The 17,377-nt window shown below is 36.2% G+C and carries 14 protein-coding genes; 4 read left to right on the top strand and 10 right to left on the bottom strand.

Features of this window, described 5'->3' with window-relative positions:
- Positions 1–87 precede the first annotated feature (87 nt).
- Together B0I22_RS11840 and B0I22_RS11835 are read right to left on the bottom strand one after the other, a co-directional pair.
- A complete protein-coding gene (locus B0I22_RS11840; RefSeq protein ID WP_133945068.1) occupies positions 88–1,734 on the bottom strand; it encodes a C45 family autoproteolytic acyltransferase/hydrolase in 1,647 nt (548 codons plus the stop codon).
- Entirely contained in the window at positions 1,724–3,256 is a 1,533-nt protein-coding gene (locus B0I22_RS11835) for a phytoene desaturase family protein (protein WP_133945066.1), read from the bottom strand. Before B0I22_RS11835 ends, B0I22_RS11840 begins: the two co-directional genes overlap by 11 nt.
- Positions 3,257–3,308: 52 nt before the next feature.
- Between B0I22_RS11835 and B0I22_RS16155 the strand changes: the two genes are divergently transcribed.
- Positions 3,309–3,452: a hypothetical protein gene (locus B0I22_RS16155; protein WP_166668227.1), complete on the top strand. Its 144-nt coding sequence runs from the start codon at positions 3,309–3,311 to the stop codon at positions 3,450–3,452.
- 22 nt (positions 3,453–3,474) lie between these two features.
- Here B0I22_RS16155 and B0I22_RS11830 read toward each other — a convergent pair whose 3' ends face one another.
- The 5 genes from B0I22_RS11830 to flxA form a co-directional block, all read right to left on the bottom strand.
- Positions 3,475–4,359 carry a lysophospholipid acyltransferase family protein gene (locus B0I22_RS11830; protein WP_133945064.1) on the bottom strand — a complete coding sequence of 295 codons (885 nt, stop codon included), beginning with the start codon at positions 4,357–4,359 and terminating at the stop codon, positions 3,475–3,477.
- 54 nt (positions 4,360–4,413) lie between these two features.
- Entirely contained in the window at positions 4,414–4,668 is a 255-nt protein-coding gene (locus tag B0I22_RS11825; RefSeq protein ID WP_133945063.1) for an acyl carrier protein, read from the bottom strand.
- 7 nt (positions 4,669–4,675) lie between these two features.
- Positions 4,676–5,896: a beta-ketoacyl-[acyl-carrier-protein] synthase family protein gene (locus B0I22_RS11820; protein ID WP_133945061.1), complete on the bottom strand. Its 1,221-nt coding sequence runs from the start codon at positions 5,894–5,896 to the stop codon at positions 4,676–4,678.
- 87 nt (positions 5,897–5,983) lie between these two features.
- Positions 5,984–6,715: a flexirubin biosynthesis SDR family reductase FlxB gene (flxB, locus tag B0I22_RS11815; protein ID WP_133945197.1), complete on the bottom strand. Its 732-nt coding sequence runs from the start codon at positions 6,713–6,715 to the stop codon at positions 5,984–5,986.
- Positions 6,716–6,763: 48 nt separating this feature from the next.
- Entirely contained in the window at positions 6,764–8,278 is a 1,515-nt protein-coding gene (gene flxA, locus B0I22_RS11810; protein WP_133945059.1) for a flexirubin biosynthesis tyrosine ammonia-lyase FlxA, read from the bottom strand.
- Positions 8,279–8,367: 89 nt separating this feature from the next.
- On the opposite strand from flxA, the gene B0I22_RS11805 reads away from it, so the two are divergent.
- Entirely contained in the window at positions 8,368–9,615 is a 1,248-nt protein-coding gene (locus B0I22_RS11805; protein WP_133945057.1) for an NAD(P)/FAD-dependent oxidoreductase, read from the top strand.
- Positions 9,616–9,649: 34 nt separating this feature from the next.
- Here B0I22_RS11805 and B0I22_RS11800 read toward each other — a convergent pair whose 3' ends face one another.
- Genes B0I22_RS11800 through B0I22_RS11790 form a run of 3 tightly spaced genes read right to left on the bottom strand, consistent with a single transcriptional unit; the run spans position 9,650 to position 12,826 of the window.
- Positions 9,650–10,252, bottom strand: a complete 603-nt coding sequence (locus B0I22_RS11800) for a hypothetical protein (protein WP_133945055.1) — start codon at positions 10,250–10,252, stop codon at positions 9,650–9,652.
- Positions 10,253–10,271: 19 nt separating this feature from the next.
- Positions 10,272–11,567, bottom strand: coding sequence for a flexirubin biosynthesis putative acyl-CoA ligase FlxY (flxY, locus tag B0I22_RS11795; RefSeq protein WP_133945053.1), 1,296 nt, complete (start codon positions 11,565–11,567; stop codon positions 10,272–10,274).
- 53 nt (positions 11,568–11,620) lie between these two features.
- The gene (locus B0I22_RS11790; protein WP_133945051.1) at positions 11,621–12,826 is read right to left on the bottom strand and encodes an ATP-binding protein; all 1,206 of its coding nucleotides are present in this window, start codon (positions 12,824–12,826) and stop codon (positions 11,621–11,623) included.
- A 226-nt stretch (positions 12,827–13,052) separates the two neighbouring features.
- On the opposite strand from B0I22_RS11790, the gene ileS reads away from it, so the two are divergent.
- Both ileS and B0I22_RS11780 read left to right on the top strand, forming a co-directional pair.
- Complete coding sequence (gene ileS / locus B0I22_RS11785) at positions 13,053–16,769, top strand: isoleucine--tRNA ligase (protein WP_133945049.1); 3,717 nt, start codon at positions 13,053–13,055, stop codon at positions 16,767–16,769.
- Between the two features lie 157 nt (positions 16,770–16,926).
- Positions 16,927–17,307, top strand: a complete 381-nt coding sequence (locus B0I22_RS11780; RefSeq protein WP_133945195.1) for a TraR/DksA family transcriptional regulator — start codon at positions 16,927–16,929, stop codon at positions 17,305–17,307.
- The last annotated feature ends 70 nt before the right edge of the window (positions 17,308–17,377 follow it).

Below are 17,377 nucleotides of genomic sequence, written 5' to 3'. Positions count from 1 at the left end.
CTTTTCCAGCCACAAAAAATGAGCTCCGTTCAAGTCGGGTTGCGCTTCGCAGAGTTTAACGCTTTCCATTCATTTGACGATTTATCGTTATTTCAACTTTTTCAACGTCTTCTTCAAATATTTCTCAACATCCTCTTTATCAGGAACTGTTGTAATCTCCTTCGTCAAAGCTTTTTCAAATTCAATTTTCGCCTTCCGATAATCTTTTTGATTAAAATAATATTTCCCAGCCTGATAATACACCAGCCAAAAATCCGGATTTAAAGCTTGATAATGATTGATTAATTCATCAGACAAAATTTTATTTTCATCAAACTGAGAACTCAATTTTTTAAATTCTTCGTAATTCTCAAATTCTTCAGAATCCACAAAAGAATCTTTTGCAATGTTCAAATTTGAAGTCGCAAATTCCCCTGTTTTTAATCGCTCATCAGAAAAGATTTTGTTCAAATCATAACAGACAAATTCGCCCAATTGATAAGGATTTGACGACACCCAAACCAATCGTTTCTCCGGCGAAAAAATCACAGCGTGATGCGCCAAAAGTTGGTTCAAAACTTTCTCATTTCCATAACCGATTTGCGTTCCTTTCAAACCAGATTTATCTCTTAGAATCGAAGCCATTTTTTCAGGATTCAACTTTGGGTTTTCATTCAATAATTCCTGAAGTTTTTCATAACGATATTCCGAATGACTTTCCGCAATTTGCTTCTGATTTCGCTCGTCATCCTTGTAAGCCTCAGACTGAAAATGATTCGTGCAAACCAATTGACTCGAATTTTTCACTTTAAAAACCCCGAAATTATCAGGCGAAACCTCGATAATCACAGCATTTTTATCATTCGCACTTCCAACCAAAATAGATTCAGAAACAAAAACTTTTCGCTTTTTTGCAATCGCAATCGCTTCATCAATATTTTTAGCAAATTGTAAAATTTCTCTAGTCACAAGGGAAATCGGTGTTTTTGCGGTCATCGGAATTTTGGACTTTCCAGCGTTGATGGTAACCGTGATTCCTTCGTTATTCATTCCCGAAACCACGCCAATCATTCCCGGCCAACTGACGGACATATAAGGAATTCCGTTTTCTGGTTCTACAAATTCCACCAACTTGTTTTTGGCAAAATCATCGCCGACATAAAAATCGAAATTTCTTCCAATCAGCAAATTGCCGTCTTCTGTATTCTCATTCCAAACCGCGAGTGAAGAACAGCCAACCATCGCCAAATCCTGCATTGCGTGCCCAATATCGTGCGCGCCGTGCAAGTACAAACTTCGAAGATATTTTGGCGCGATAAAGTTATATTTGCCCGATGAATATTGGGATAAACCATAGATTTCGGTTTGATAATCTTCACGAACATTCAAATACATTTTCCGGTTGTACCATTTCAAAAAGCCATTCAACAATTTCTGTTTGAATTTTGAAGGCACAAAACCTTCCACCTTCGAAAAGAAAATAGCTTCCTGATTCTGCATCAAACTTTGAGTCAACGCGCCATTGTTATAACCCAACTGCAAAGGATTTCCTTGGATGTAAAGTTCCCAAAGTTGCTGTTTATTTTTGGTCAGATAATTTTGTTTGAAGCTAAAAGTCGAGTCATTTACTTTTTCAACTTTCGGAATTTCAAGAGAATATTGACTGATTTCCGGAACGTGATGGATGGACTTTGAAACGCCACAAGAAATGACATTTAAAACAAAAAACAGATAAAGTAAAATTCTATTTTTCATTGGTTTGATTTAAAACTTGAGTCAATCTTTCGTCAATCAATTCCTTTCCCAAAATCTCCGAGCAAGTGTTGAACGCGCCAATCGTACAGCCCAAAATCCCGTGCATATTCACGCTTTGACCTGTCAGAAAAAGATTGCTGACTTTTGTTTTTGGCGAAAAAATCGTTTTCATCGGATTGGAAGAATCTTTGGTATAGCCATACATATTTCCTTTGAAACCGCCGATATAATCGCGATAAGAAAGTGGCGAAGAAGTGTGAACAGCTTTAATTTGAGAGCGCAATTCTGGGAATTTCTTTTCAATTTCTGAAATTAACTTTTCAGCTTTTTCACTTTTGAAATCTTCGTAAGTTTTTCCTCGTTCGTGTTCCTCTGCAACCGTGTTGAAAGTGTTTTCCCATTGTTTCACCTCATCGTAATTCATATAAGTCAGAATGGTCAAACTTTCTGCGAACTTTGAATTTTGCTTGGAAACTGTAGCCGAAAGCATATAGGATTCCGGCCAGTTTTCCTCCGAATAATAGGACTGATTCCAAATATTTTCTTCGTTCTTGTAATGGTAATAATTGAAATTGAAATGTTTCAAAGTCTTCGGTTTCAATACAATGTAAACGCTAAAACACGAACTGATTGGCTCCAATTCATCGATTCTCTTGGTGAAAGACTTTTTGAAATATTCTTTTCCAATTAAATCCAAAGTTGTTTTAATTTCAATATTCGAAATGAATTTGTTAGCAAAATATTCTTTTCCGTTTTTAGTTTTTACTGATTTCAAAATTTGTTCTTCATCAAAAATCATTTCTGAAACTTCGGAATGTTTGTAGATTTCTGCGCCGTAATTCCTCAATTGTTTAATCAATAATTTTGAGATTTGACTTCCGCCGTTTGTACATTTATAAGCACTTTGAATGTAGGAATTGACGGTCAGAGCGTGAACGTACAGAGGCGTTTTATCCGAACCTGCGTAAAGAAAATTGGAGCCCGCTAAAACCTTTTGCAATTTCTTATTAGATGTGATTGATTCTATAAAATCCTTGGCATTAATGTAAAGAATATCTTCATTATATTTTCCTTCACCTACCAGATTGTATCTTGGAAATTGGTTGCAAACGTCTTGAATTCCATTAACATAACTAATTAAATTCTCTCGCTCGTTTGGGAAAATTTTTGATGATTGATTTACAAAATTGTCGTAGCCTTGGGAATGCGGATATTCGATTTCGTCGTTTTCAAAAGTGATTTTGTCGAATCCGATTTCGTCCATTTTTTCGAGATTCAAATCTTGGACGATGCCGAGATATTTGAAATATTGATGGAGATTCTGACCTTCTGACAGTCCACCCAGATAATGAACGCCTGTATCGAAAATAAGTTTGTCACGGGAAAATGTCTGGAGGTTTCCGCCGTATTGGTTATTCTTTTCTAACACGCACACTTTCAGTCCTTCCTTCGCCAAAATCAAGGCCGAAACAAGCCCTCCAATTCCGCTTCCGATAACGAGTATGTCGTATTGTTTTTTCAATTTTTTAGAAGTGAGATGTTAGACTTTAGATGTTAGATTTAAAGTATTTTCTATGAATTTATCTGTTAGGAAAGAAAACTTACTATTGATGTTGACTTTTGATTTTATACCGAATCTGCAACCCGGCTTGAGCGGAAATCCTTTTTTGTGGCTGGAAAAGCGATGGCAAAAAGATTGGGAGCGGAAGACGGATTAAGCTGCCATAAATATATTGAAAATCAATCAATATCATCCCAAAAGTCGAAGTAATTGAACCATTGAAGTGGATATTTTTTGAGCATCGATTCCAAATTTTGGACGTAGGAGTTGAGCAAGCCTTGTGAGTCTCGGTTTTTGATGTTTTGAGCGATTCTTGCGTAAAGATGATAATGGAGATTCTTTTCCTTCATCACGTAAACGTAAACCACGGGAACCCGCAATCTGGAGGCGATGAGAAAAGGTCCAGCAGGAAATTTTGCGGTTTTTCCGAGTAAGTCAGCTTCCAGAAATTTGGAGCCTTCGAAATATCGATCACCTGTGAAACAAATGAGTTCGTTTTTGGACAATGCTTCATTAATCTCAAAAATATGAGACATATCGTCTTTGACGTAGATGAATTTGATATTGCTTTTTTTGACGGAAATGCTTTCCATATATTCCCTGATGGCCGTAACTTCCTGGTCTGTTGTGACTAAATTGATTTGACAATCAAAGTCGATGTCGGCAAAAAAGTGTTCGGCAATTTCGAAATTTCCGATGTGTGCGCTGATAAGAACGCCACCTTTTTTCTCGGCGAGAAGGTTTTTGAGATTTTCAATACCGTCGAATTCGTAAGTGAATCGATTTCTTAATCCGACGGAAATGGCAGTTTTGTCAATCAGAACTTTACCGAAGACGAAGTAGCTTTTGAAAACGGACAATTTAGTTTTCAAAGTACTGAAATTCAGTCTGTTTTTAAAATAATAAGAAATGTACTGGTTGCTTTTATTCTCGAAAATAAAGTAGTAAGTCGCAACGAAATAGAGGACAAAATATGAACTTCGGATTCCGATATTCTTGATGCACCAGACGAAAATCCGGTAGCCTAATATCGTTCCTTTGGATTTGCCTTTCCACTTGTTCATAGTTCAGATGTTAGACTTTAGATGCTAGACATTAGACTAAAAATGCTGTAATAATTATGCGGTTTTTTCGGCAATCTTATTTTCAATTGCATCGTAAAAATCATCGAAGGTGACCATTTGCTTGAAATCTGCCTCGCCTAATTTCACACCGAAATTAGACTCAATAATCACGACCATATCGATATAATCCAGGCTATCCAAACCTAAGGTCGTTTTGAAATTAGCATCATTTACAATATCATCGCGATCAACTTCGAACTCGTTGACAAGAAAATTATCAACAATCGCAACAATTTTATCTCTATCCATAGTGTTTTTAAACAAATTTTTTGACAATTAATGCAGAATTGGTTCCTCCAAATCCGAAAGAATTCGACAAAAATACGTCAATTTTTTGATTTTTTGTTTCAGTGATGAGATTTATCTTTTTAGCATCGTCGTCCGGATTTTCCAGATTGATGTTTGGTGCCACGAAATCGTTTTGCATCATCAAAATCGAATAGATGACTTCGCTTGCGCCAGCCATCCAACACTCGTGTCCAGTCATTGATTTTGTGGAACTTACGGGAATTTCGTTTCCGAATATTTTATGGATTGCCTGTGCTTCATTCGCATCACCGATTGGTGTGGAAGTCGCGTGAGCATTGATATAATTGATATCTTCAGGTTTTAAGCCAGACATTTTTAAAGCTCTTTCCATTGCAATAGCAGGTCCATCGATATTAGGCGTAGAAATATGTCCGCCGTTGGAAGAAAATCCGTAACCGAGAACTTCCGCAATAATTGGCGCACCTCTTTTGACTGCAGATTCGTAGCTTTCTAAAATTAAAGTCGCTCCTCCTCCACTTGGAATCAATCCGTCTCTGCCTTGATCAAATGGTCGGGAAGCTTTTGTTGGTTCATCCTCACGAGCTGAAAAAACGCCTAATCCGTCGAAACTTGCCATTGAAAATTTGTTGGTTTCTTGCGCTCCGCCACATATTACAGTGTCTTGCAAACCATTTTTTATCATCAAATATCCTAATCCTAAAGAATGTGAACCACTTGCACAGGCTGCGCTAATCGTCATATTGATGCCACGAAGTTTGAAAATCGTTGCGAGATTCATCGTCACGGTAGAATTCATCGATTTGAAAATGGCTCCGGAACCCATCAATTGTGTGTCCTTTTTTTCACGAACAATATCGATGGCTTCTACAACGGCCTGAGAAACACTATCGTTTCCGTACAAAATTCCGACTTCATTTTCGTCTATAAATTCTTGGGAAATTCCGGAGTATTTTAAAGCGTCGATGGTTGCCATATAAGCATATTCGCTTTCTTCGCCCATCGAAATTCTTTGTCGGCGACTGAGCAAGTTTTTCAAATCGGGTTTCGGAACAAAGCCTGTCAATCCAGATCTGTAGCCAAATTCTTTTCTTTCATTATCGAGAATAATTCCTGATTTACCTTCGTACAAAGAGTTTTTGACTTCTTCCAAAGAAGTGCCGATGCAGGAATAAATGCCGATTCCGGTGATGACAACTCTGTTTTCCATTTTATATAATTTAACAATGTATCAGTTTAGCAATGTAACAATTTTTTGAAATTGGTAAATTGATACGTTGGTATATTGTTACATTAATTATGAATAAATTCCGCCGTTGATATTGATGACTTCGCCAGTGATGTAGGATGATTTTTTTGATGCTAAGAATGCAACCAAATCTGCCACTTCTTCGGCTTCACCAAATCGGTTTGCGGGAATCATTGCTTTTAATTCTGCTTCATCAAAATCTGCAGTCATATCAGTTTTTATAAATCCTGGAGCGACTGCGTTTACGGTGATATTTCGTTTTGCAATTTCTTGAGCCAATGCTTTTGTTGCACCAATGACACCAGCTTTTGCGGCGGAATAATTGGTTTGCCCCGCAGTTCCTTTTGCACCGGAAACGGAAACCATATTGATGATTCTGCCGTATTTGTTTCTCAATAATTTCTGAATGAAAAAATTGGTCACGTTGAAAAATCCGTTCAAACTGGTGTTGATAACATTGTTCCAATCTTCGTGCTTCATCCACATAAAAAGTCCGTCTCTGGTAATTCCAGCGTTATTGATGATGACTTCTACGATGGCGTCTGGATTTTTATCTTGCCAATCGGTCAAAACATTGGTTGTTTCTTCCGCATCCGAAACATCAAATTTCAGGATTTCTCCAGTTGCTCCCAATGCTTTGACTTTCTCCAAAGTTTCGTTGGCTGAAGCTTCGTTGGATGTATAATTAATGAGAAGATGATAGTTATTTTCTTCGGCAAGTTTCAGGCAAATGGCTCTGCCAATTCCTCTGGAACCTCCTGTTATGATGGCGCATTTCATAGATTTCATTTTTTAGATTTTCAAAAATTTGAAGCGAATGATTTGAAATTAATTCTTCAAATATTCTTTCACCTTTTCTACGAATGGATACATTATCAAATCTTCTTTGAAAGCTGGAACAATTGCCCGAACTTCATCGTATAATTTTTTCGTATTTGATGAAATTTCGTTCTGACATTCCAAAAACTCAATTGCTTGAACGATGGTGATCAATTCAATCGCCAAAACTTCAAAAGCATTTGCAATAACTTTGCTACAAATCACCGCAGAATTGGTTCCCATACTCACAATATCCTGATTATCATTATTATTCGGAATACTGTGAACATACATCGGATTCGACAACATTTGGCTTTCAGCAGTTGTTGAAGTTGCGGTGAATTGAACGCCTTGCATTCCGAAATTCAATCCTAATTTTCCGAGATTGACAAATGGTGGGAAAATCTCGTTGATTTTTGCATTCAGAAGATAATTCAATTGTCTTTCTGCAAGCATTGTCAGTTTTGTGATAACGATTTTCAGCTTGTCCATTTCCAGAGAAATATAATCGCCGTGGAAGTTTCCGCCGTGGTAAACGTGTTGGTCTTCGGGAATGATAATAGGATTGTCGTTGGCAGAATTAATCTCATCTTCCAATATTTTTTCCGTGAACTCCAAAGTATCCAAAACCGGTCCCAAAATCTGCGGAACACAACGTAATGAATAATATTCTTGAACTTTATCTTTGAAGATTTCCTCTTTGTTTTCCTTATTATAAAGATGGTCTTCTCTTTTTCTGATTAATTTGCTATCAGAAAGACTTTCGCGCATTCTGGAAGCAATTTTTTGTTGGCCTTCGTGTCTTTTTGTGGAATTTAAAGCTTCCGAAAAATGGTCGTCATAAGCTTTAACAATTTCGTTGATTGCACAAGAAAGTTTCAAAGAAATGTCTACCAATTTCCTGGAATTGTAAGCATTAATAATCCCAATTCCCGTCATTGTGGAAGTTCCGTTCATCAATCCCAAACCTTCGCGGATGTGAACTTTTATGGGTTCAAGATTTAATTCAGCAAAAACATCTTTAGCATTTCTTCTTTCATTTTTATAGAAAACTTCGCCTTCACCAATCAAGACCAAAGCCAAATGTGCCAACTGAACCAAATCACCACTTGCGCCAACGCCACCGTGTTCGAAAATCAACGGTGTAACATCTTTGTTAATCAATTCTTTAAGTAAAAAAATAACGGAAGGATGAATACCAGATTTTCCTAAACTTAACGTGTTCAATCTCGCCAACATTACCGCTTTTGCAGATTGAGGCGACAATGGATTTCCAACGCCTGAAGAGTGACTTCTTATCAAATTATATTGAAGCTGATTTCTATTTTCTTCGCTGATTCTGTATTGCGCCATTGGCCCGAAACCAGTGTTCACGCCATAAATGACTTTATCTTTGGAAAATTCTTCTAAAAAATTGAAACCATTTTCTACTTTCGACAAAAGTGTTTCGCTCAATTCAAGCGTTTCGTTATCGAAAATAATTTTATAAAAATCCTCTAATTTGAGGTTAGCCGTTAATACCATCTATCATTATTTAAAAAAAGGAGAAAACTGATTCGAAATCAATTTTTTGTGATTAATTTTGTGACGCAAATATAGATAGAATATCAGAAATAATGAAAGAATTTGTAGATGTCCTCGTGATTGGAGCTGGACCTTCGGGTTGTGTGTCTTCTGCGTATCTCCATAACAACGGCGCAAAAGTGAAAGTGGTGGAAAAAACCAAGTTTCCGCGATTGGTTGTTGGCGAAAGTCTGATTCCGCGAGTGATGGACCATTTTCACGAAGCTGGACTTTTCGAAGCGTTGGATAGTCAAGGTTTTGAGAAGAAACTTGGCGCACGTTTTATGCGAGGTGATGAAGTTTGTATTTTTGATTTCAGCAACAAATTTGGCGAAGGCTGGGATTGGACTTGGCAAGTTCCCAGAGCGGATTTTGACAAAGTTTTGGCAGATGAAGTCATCCGAAAAGGCGTTGATTTGGAATTTGAAGCAGAAGTGATTTCTGTTGAATTCAATGGTTCAGATTCAATTACAACTGTTAAAAATAAAAATGGCGAAACGAAGGAAATCCACGCTAAATTCATTATTGATTCTAGCGGTTATGGCAGAGTTTTGCCGAGATTGTTGGACTTAGAAAAGCCTTCAAAATTATCACCACATTCCGCGATTTTTTCCCACGTTGATGATATTAATCGTGAAGAAGGCGTGGAAGGAACGTTGATTTCTTTCGATATTATTGAAACCGAAGTTTGGCTTTGGGTGATTCCTTTTTCAAATGGAAAAACAAGTTTAGGAATTGTTGGACCAACTGATTATATTGATAAATTATCCGAAAATGGTGATACGACGGAAGCTTTGAGAAAAGCCATTTCACTTTCAGATTATTATGTAAAACGTTTTGGCGACGTTGATTTTCTTTTTGAACCGAGACATTTGAAAGATTATTCTTGCTCCGTGAAAAAATTATTCGGAGACGGATTCGCTTTGACAGGCAATGCTTCAGAATTTCTCGACCCCGTTTTTTCATCCGGAATGGCTTTCGCAACGGAATCGGGAATGCTTTCTGCAAAATTAGCCTTAAGACAACTGAACGGAGAAACCATCGATTGGCAAAAGGAATATTCGGATTATATTTTATATGGCGTAAATGTTTTCACAACTTATGTGAAAGAATGGTACACTGGGAATTTGCAGGAATTATTTTTCCATCAACCCGAAAATCCCGATGTGAAAAGGAAAATTTGTGCGGTTTTGGCAGGTTATGTTTGGAATAAAAAAAATACGTTTGTGCGGATTCACGATACGGCGGTGAAGAATTTGGCGGATTTTATTAGATTGGAAAAAATGCAACAACAATAAAAAACGGTCTGAGAATTTTCAGACCGTTTTTGTTTTATTTAATGACTTTTCTTATCGCTTTTCCGAGTTCCTTGCCAGTGACTTCATAAGCGCCGGCAATTCTACCATACTCCATTGTAAAGTCTTTATTGGTTTTCTTACCGAGAATTTCTGAACCTTGCAATTTCATCACAACTTTCGAAGGATTGTCTGTCTCCACAAATATCAAATCCGAAGTCAGCTTTCCTTCTTGAGCAACCAAGCCTGCGTGCCAGCCAGCGTAAACCCATTTTGTATCAACAATCAAAGTATATTTTGAATTAATATCCTTTTTGAAAGCCACTTTTTTTGACCAGCCATTGAGACCCTTCAAAAAGTAATTGAGATATTCCGTATTCTTGAAATTGCCCCAAGCTTCTTCCCATTTTTGCCAAGCCCCCGCATTTTTTTTTGCCAAAGTTTCAGCTTTCCTTCTTTCCAAATATTGAGCTTCTGTGAAATTATCTGCTTGAAATAGGACGTTATCAAATTTCAGTTGAACATTGACCTCGGTTTGGTCTTTCAAAAAGTCAAACGTCCCGAACTCAAAATTGATTTGGTTCTGCCCAAAAGCTGTTGTTGCAATGGCGATAAAAATGATTGATAATAGTTTTTTCATAGTTTTAGTTAAGTCAATTTTAATTTCGTAAATCTATAAAATTAATTGGTTTTCGGCTATTTGGATTAAAAACATTTTTCGATAACACTTCAAAATCTAAAACTTCGATTTTCGGACTCACTCTCAGTTTTGCTCGGAAATGGTCTCGTACATCATCCACAAAATTTTCCGTTTCGTTGTCTGTGCTTAGTTTAATGATAATTTCATCTAAACCGATTTCATCTGATTTGATGACAATCTGATAACAGGAAACATTCCCGAAATCATTCATAATATCATTCATCGCTGGTGGATAAAGTGTCGTTCCTTTATACTTTATCATTTGTTGTTTTCTTCCTAAAACAGGACCTAATCGCATTGTATTTCTTCCACATTTGCAAGGTTCATAATGTGCTTTTACAAGATCTCCAGTTTTAAATCGTAAAAGAGGAATCGCTTCAACGCCCAAAGTCGTAATCGTCAATTCGCCACTTTCACCTTCTTTTACAGGATTCTCATTTTCGTCAAGGATTTCTGTAATAATCAATTCCGGATGATGATGACTGCCAATTTGGAATTCACATTCCGTGAAAGCGGTGCTCATTTCCGTAGACGCGTAAGTTGAAAACAGTTGAATATTCCATCTTTCCTTAATTTTCTGAGATAAAATATTGTCTGTAAAATCTTGATTTTTTAATCCTTCTCCAATACAAATTGCGCCGTAAACGCTGGAATTTTTATAATCGATGTTGTGTTTCTCAGCGTAATCTATCATTTTCAAAAGGAAAGACGGAACGGTAATCAGATATTTCGGCTTGTATCTGAAAATCGAATCCCATTGCAATTCTGGAATTCCAGGTCCCATTCTCACCACACTTGCACCCATTTTCCGAAGTCCAAGAAAATAAGCCAAACCAGCCATAAATCTTTTATCGATGGTTGTTATCATCTGCACAACATCGCCTTTTTGGATTCCAGCGCAAGCAAAAGAAATCGCTTCGTTGTAAGCCAATCTTTCCAAATCCCTGTCCGACAATCCGAAAGTCACAGGGTCGCCCAAAGTTCCGGAAGTCGTACTATAATCCACAATTTCAGTTTGAGGAACGCAGAAAAAATCCTGATTGTTCGCCTGAATATCATTCTTGGAAGTCGTTGGAATTTTCGTTAAATCTTCAAGCGTTTTGATTTCATTAATATCAATTTTATTGTCAATAAATAATTTTTGATAAAACGGCGAATTCTGTTGAAGATAAGACAATTGTTCACGAAGTTTTTCTTCCTGAAAATTTTTTATTTTATGGGAATCGGCGAATTCGATTTCTGGTAAAAAATTCAAAATATTGGGTTTTAAGCAAAGTTAGAAATATTAAAATTTTGAGCAATTAAAAGTTAGCTCGCAAACTCGTGAAATGGCAAAACTTCAATGATTTTTCCGTCTTTCTCGAATCGGTCTTTTTGATCAAAAGTGATTATTTTTCCTTTTTCTTCATTAAAATAATTCAGAGCATCCATCAATCCCGCGATTTCTCGTTGCAAATTATCTTGGTTCAAATCGTAGCAAACCTGTATTATTTCCGCAGGTTTTCCTTGATTGATGGCGATGAAATCACATTCTTTTTTTTCATTAAAATAATACAGCTCAGTATATTTTTGCCTAAGATGCAAGTAAACCATATTTTCCAAACGCCTTCCCAATTCATCGGTGAAAACAATGGAAGCGTGCGTAAACAAACCCAAATCTATGACGTAAACTTTTTTAGGATTTCTAACTTGGGTTTTTAATGAATAACTGAATTTTGGAAGAAATTGTATGAGATAAGTATTTTCTAAATGAGAGAAAATTTCGAGCATTGTCGTTGCAGACTTGATTTCAAAAACGTCTTTCAACTTATTAGCAGAGAATAATTTACCAATATTTGAAATCAAATAAACGGCGATTTTTTTTAGCGTATTCACATCTCGAAAACCGTAGCGAATAGCGATGTCTTTGTATAAAATATCTTCCACCAAAGTATTGAGCAGTTTTCCATTGTTCGTATTTAGAAATTCTGGAAATCCACCTTTTTCCATAAATTCTTTGGTCGCATTCTCATTACTTTCAAGATTCATAAATTGTAAAAATTCCGAAAAAGAAAAAGGAAATAATTCGTAATCCAAATGTCTTCCTGTCAATTTCGTTCCCAATTCTCGGCTGAGAAGTGTAGCATTCGAACCAGTTATCACGACTTTCGAACCTTCATCCACTTTTTGGCGGACAAACATTTCCCAATTTTCTGTTAATTGTATTTCATCGAAAAACAAAACATCGGGTTTTCTCTCTTTTATTTCATCATCTAATCGTTGAAAATCTTTCAATTCAAAACCGCTCAATCGTATATCTTCGAAGTTTAAATACAGTGAACTTTGAGAATTTTCTTTTAATAATTGTAGCAACAGCGTACTTTTTCCACTTCTTCTGATTCCGGTGATGATTAAAGCAAATTTTTCATACACTTTCAATTCTTTCAATAATTCTCTTTCTTGACCCAACTTTTTAGTCTGAAAATTACTTTTCTGACTATCGATTATTTCTGCTAATTGACTCTGTAAAAACATTTTATAAAAAATTTTAAACAAATATACAACATCTTCCATTATAAATGAAAAATATCTTTCACTTATTTTATAAAATATCTTTCATTAAAAACTAATATTATCTTCCATTTAAAACAGAAGATAGTTTTCGTTAAATTTTCAACTCCAAAATCTATCAATAAATCCCTAAAAATCCTTATATTCGCAAACTTAATTAATTAGGATAATTCTTTTGAACCGACTGACAATGAAGAAGTTTAACGAATATAAAAACCTCAACCTTACCAAAACTGCACAAAATATCGCAGAATTTTGGAAAGAAAATGAAACTTTCAAAAAATCCGTAGAAATCCGTGAAGGACAACCGGAATTTGTTTTTTATGAAGGACCACCTTCCGCCAACGGAATGCCGGGAATTCATCACGTGATGGCGAGAGCGATTAAAGATATTTTCTGTCGTTTCCAAACGCAATCCGGAAAACAGGTTTTCAGAAAAGCGGGTTGGGATACGCACGGACTTCCTGTGGAATTGGGAGTTGAGAAAGAATTGGGAATTACCAAAGAGGATATTGGTAACAAAAATTCTGCTAATTACATTTCTATTGAAGATTACAACAACAAATGTCGTGAAGTAGTGATGCGCTACACCGATGTTTGGAACGATATGACCGAGAAAATTGGCTATTGGGTGGATATGGAAAATCCGTACATCACCTACAAACCAAAATATATGGAATCGGTTTGGTGGCTTTTGAAACAGATTTATGACAAAGGTTTGCTGTACAAAGGTTACACAATTCAGCCGTATTCTCCGAAAGCAGGAACAGGCTTGTCTTCGCACGAAGTCAATCAACCGGGCGCGTATCGTGATGTTTCTGACACGACGGTTGTTGCGCAATTTAAAACTTTACCAGAAACTTTGCCTTCATTTTTACAAGGTTTTGGCGATGTACATTTCTTGGCTTGGACGACAACGCCTTGGACTTTACCTTCCAACACCGCTTTGACGATCGGACCAAAAATCGATTATGTTTTGGTGAAGACTTTCAATCAATATACTTTTGAGCCGATTAATATTGTTTTGGCGAAAGCTTTGGTTGGGAAACAATTAGGTGGAAAAATGTATTTCGAAGTAAAAAACGAATTTAATCCTTCAGAAATTGAATTATTCTTTACAGAAAATTGCAATAGTAATTTTAGTTCCGAAGAAATTTTGAACGTTGACGGAAGAAAAAAAAGGATTGAGTTCATTATTGGCAAAAGATTATCTGATGAGCAATTTGAGATACTTTACAATATAACTGGAGCGAGCAAAAGAACCGGAAATCTAAACGAAGTTTTATCATCATCTTTATCAGGAATCACTGAAGAAGATATAGATTTATTAATTAAACACAAAGTAAATCACACTAATAAAACCATTCCTTACCAGATTTTAGCCGAATTCAAAGGAGCTGATTTGGTTGGAATTCAATACGAGCAACTTTTAGATTACGCCTTACCTTATCAAAATCCGGAAAATGCTTTCAGAGTGATTGCCGGAGATTTTGTAACAACGGAAGACGGAACAGGAATCGTTCACACTGCGCCGACTTTTGGTGCTGATGATGCGAAAGTTGCGAAAGAAGCAACGCCTGAAGTTCCGCCAATGTTGGTTTTGGATGACAATGGAAATCCGGTTCCGTTGGTTGATATGCAAGGTAAATTTTTATCGATTGTCAAAGATGAAACTTACGGTTTTGCGAATGAATATGTGAAAGGTGAATATCTAAGTGAAGAAGAAAAAAGCACAGAATTCAATATTCAGAAAGAAAATTTAAAATCAATAATTTCTGATTTGAAAGCATATCTTTCTGTTGATGAGAGAATTGCCTTAAAATTAAGAAAAGAAAATAAAGCCTTCAAGGTTGAAAAATACGTTCACAGTTATCCGCACAGTTGGCGAACTGATGAGCCTTTGTTGTATTATCCGCTCGATTCTTGGTTTATCAAAGTAACCGATGTGAAAGACAGAATGTTCGATTTGAACGAAACCATCAACTGGAAACCAAAATCTACTGGTGAAGGCCGTTTCGGAAATTGGTTGAAAAACGCCAACGACTGGAATCTTTCCCGCTCGAGATATTGGGGAATTCCGTTGCCGATTTGGAGAACTGAGGATAAAAAAGAAGAAGTATTAATCGGTTCTGTAGAAGAATTGTACAATGCGATTGAAAAATCCATCAAAGCTGGTTTCCAAAAAGAAAATCCTTTCAAAGGTTTTGAAATTGGGAATATGTCTGAGGAAAACTATGCAAAAGTTGACCTTCATAAAAATATTGTGGACCAAATTACTTTGGTTTCAGCATCCGGAAAACCGATGAAGCGTGAAAGCGATTTGATTGATGTTTGGTTCGATTCCGGAGCGATGCCTTATGCGCAATTGCATTATCCTTTTGAGAATAAAGAGCAAGTTGATAACAACAAAGCTTTCCCGGCAGATTTCATTGCAGAAGGTGTTGACCAGACTCGTGGCTGGTTCTACACTTTGCACGCGATTGCGACAACGGTTTTCGATTCTGTAGCTTATAAAAATGTAGTTTCAAACGGTTTGGTTTTGGACAAAAACGGACAGAAAATGTCCAAACGTCTTGGAAATGCCGTTGACCCATTCGAAACGCTTTCGGTTTACGGGCCGGATGCGACACGTTGGTATATGATTTCCAATGCGAATCCTTGGGAAAATCTAAAATTTGATATTGAAGGTATTGATGAAGTGAGAAGAAAATTCTTCGGAACGCTTTATAACACCTACTCTTTCTTCGCTTTGTATGCGAATGTTGACGGTTTCAAATATTTGGAAAGCAATATTGAAAACCGTCCGGAAATTGACCGTTGGATTTTGTCTGAATTGAATTTATTAATCAAAGACGTGAAATCTTTCTACGAAGATTACGAACCAACGAAAGCTTCGAGAGCGATTAATAATTTCGTAAATGACAACTTATCGAATTGGTACGTAAGACTTTGCAGAAGACGTTTCTGGAAAGGCGATTATTCTGATGATAAGATTTCGGCTTACCAAACACTTTACACTTGTCTGGAAACTGTTGCGAAACTTTCCGCACCAATTGCGCCGTTTTTTATGGACCAATTGTTCCAAGACCTTAATAAAGTAACTGGAAAAGAATTGGTAAATTCTGTTCACCTCACAGACTTCCCAGTTGTAAATGAAAGTTTGATTGACCAGGATTTGGTTGAGAAAACGCATTTGGCTCAGACAATAACATCATTAGTTTTTTCTGTTCGAAAAAAACATAACATTAAAGTCAGACAACCTCTTTCTAAAATTTTAGTTCCAGTAATGGATGAAAATTTTGAGGCTAAAGTTTTGAGTATTGCAAAATTAGTTGAACAAGAAGTCAATGTAAAAGAATTATCTACTATGGATGTCCAACAGGCGAATCATATGATTGAAAAATCTATAAAACCTGATTTCAAAAAACTTGGTGCAAAGCTTGGAAAAGATATGAATATAGTCAAAAATAAATTAGCATCTTTAACCAAACAAGAAATTTTTGAATTTGAAGTAAATGAAGGATTAAACATTGAAGGTCACTGGATTGACATTGAAGATGTCGAAATTATCACTACTGATTTACCTGGATGGGCAGTTGCAACAGAAGGAAAAATAACTGTGGCATTAGATTTGACGCTAACGGATGAGTTGAAATCAGAGGGCGTTGCAAGAGAGTTCATCAACAGGGTTCAGAATCTTCGAAAAGAAAAGGATTTTGATTTAACGGACAGAATATCAATCCAATTGGAAGAGAATTCGCCGTTCCACAAAGAACTTACTAACAATCAAGCATATATTTCTGCGGAAGTATTGTCGGATAAATTAGAATTTGTAAATTCACTCTCGAATTTTGACGAAATAGAGATAGATGAAGAAAAATTCAAGGTAAAAGTTGAGAAAATATAAACGATTTATTATTATTGTTAAGAAATTGTAAATTGATAATTCTTTATTGATATTTTTTAAATTTTATTTCTATCTTGTTTAATGAAAATCAGCGTGGTTGCTAAATATTAGAAAAACTAAAAAAAAATAAAAATTTGAACAATTAATAACAATGGAAATGGCCGACGAAAAATTACGATATAGTGACGCAGACTTACAAGAATTCAGACAACTGATTCAAGATAAAATCGATAAAGCTGAGAAAGATCTTCTTTTGATTAAGGAAAGTTTCATCAATGACCAAAATAACGGGACAGATGACACTTCGCCAACTTTCAAAGCTTTTGAAGAAGGTGCTGAGACGCTGAGCAAAGAGCAAAATTCCATCTTGGCAGGAAGACAGGAAAAATTTGTACGTGACTTGAAACACGCGCTAATCCGTATTCAAAACAAAACTTACGGAATCTGCAGAGTGACAGGAAAACTAATCCCGAAAGAAAGATTGAGAGCGGTTCCTCACGCAACTTTGAGCATCGAAGCGAAGAATATGCAACGATAAACGATTAATTATCAAAATATTAAGTCCGAGTTTCTGATTCTAAAAATTGGAAATTGGGACTTTTTTCTTA

Source organism: Epilithonimonas xixisoli, assembly GCF_004365655.1.
In the GTDB taxonomy this organism is placed as follows: domain Bacteria; phylum Bacteroidota; class Bacteroidia; order Flavobacteriales; family Weeksellaceae; genus Epilithonimonas; species Epilithonimonas xixisoli.
Note: the sequence above shows the minus strand (reverse complement) of the source record. Positions and strands in the feature narration are given on the sequence as shown.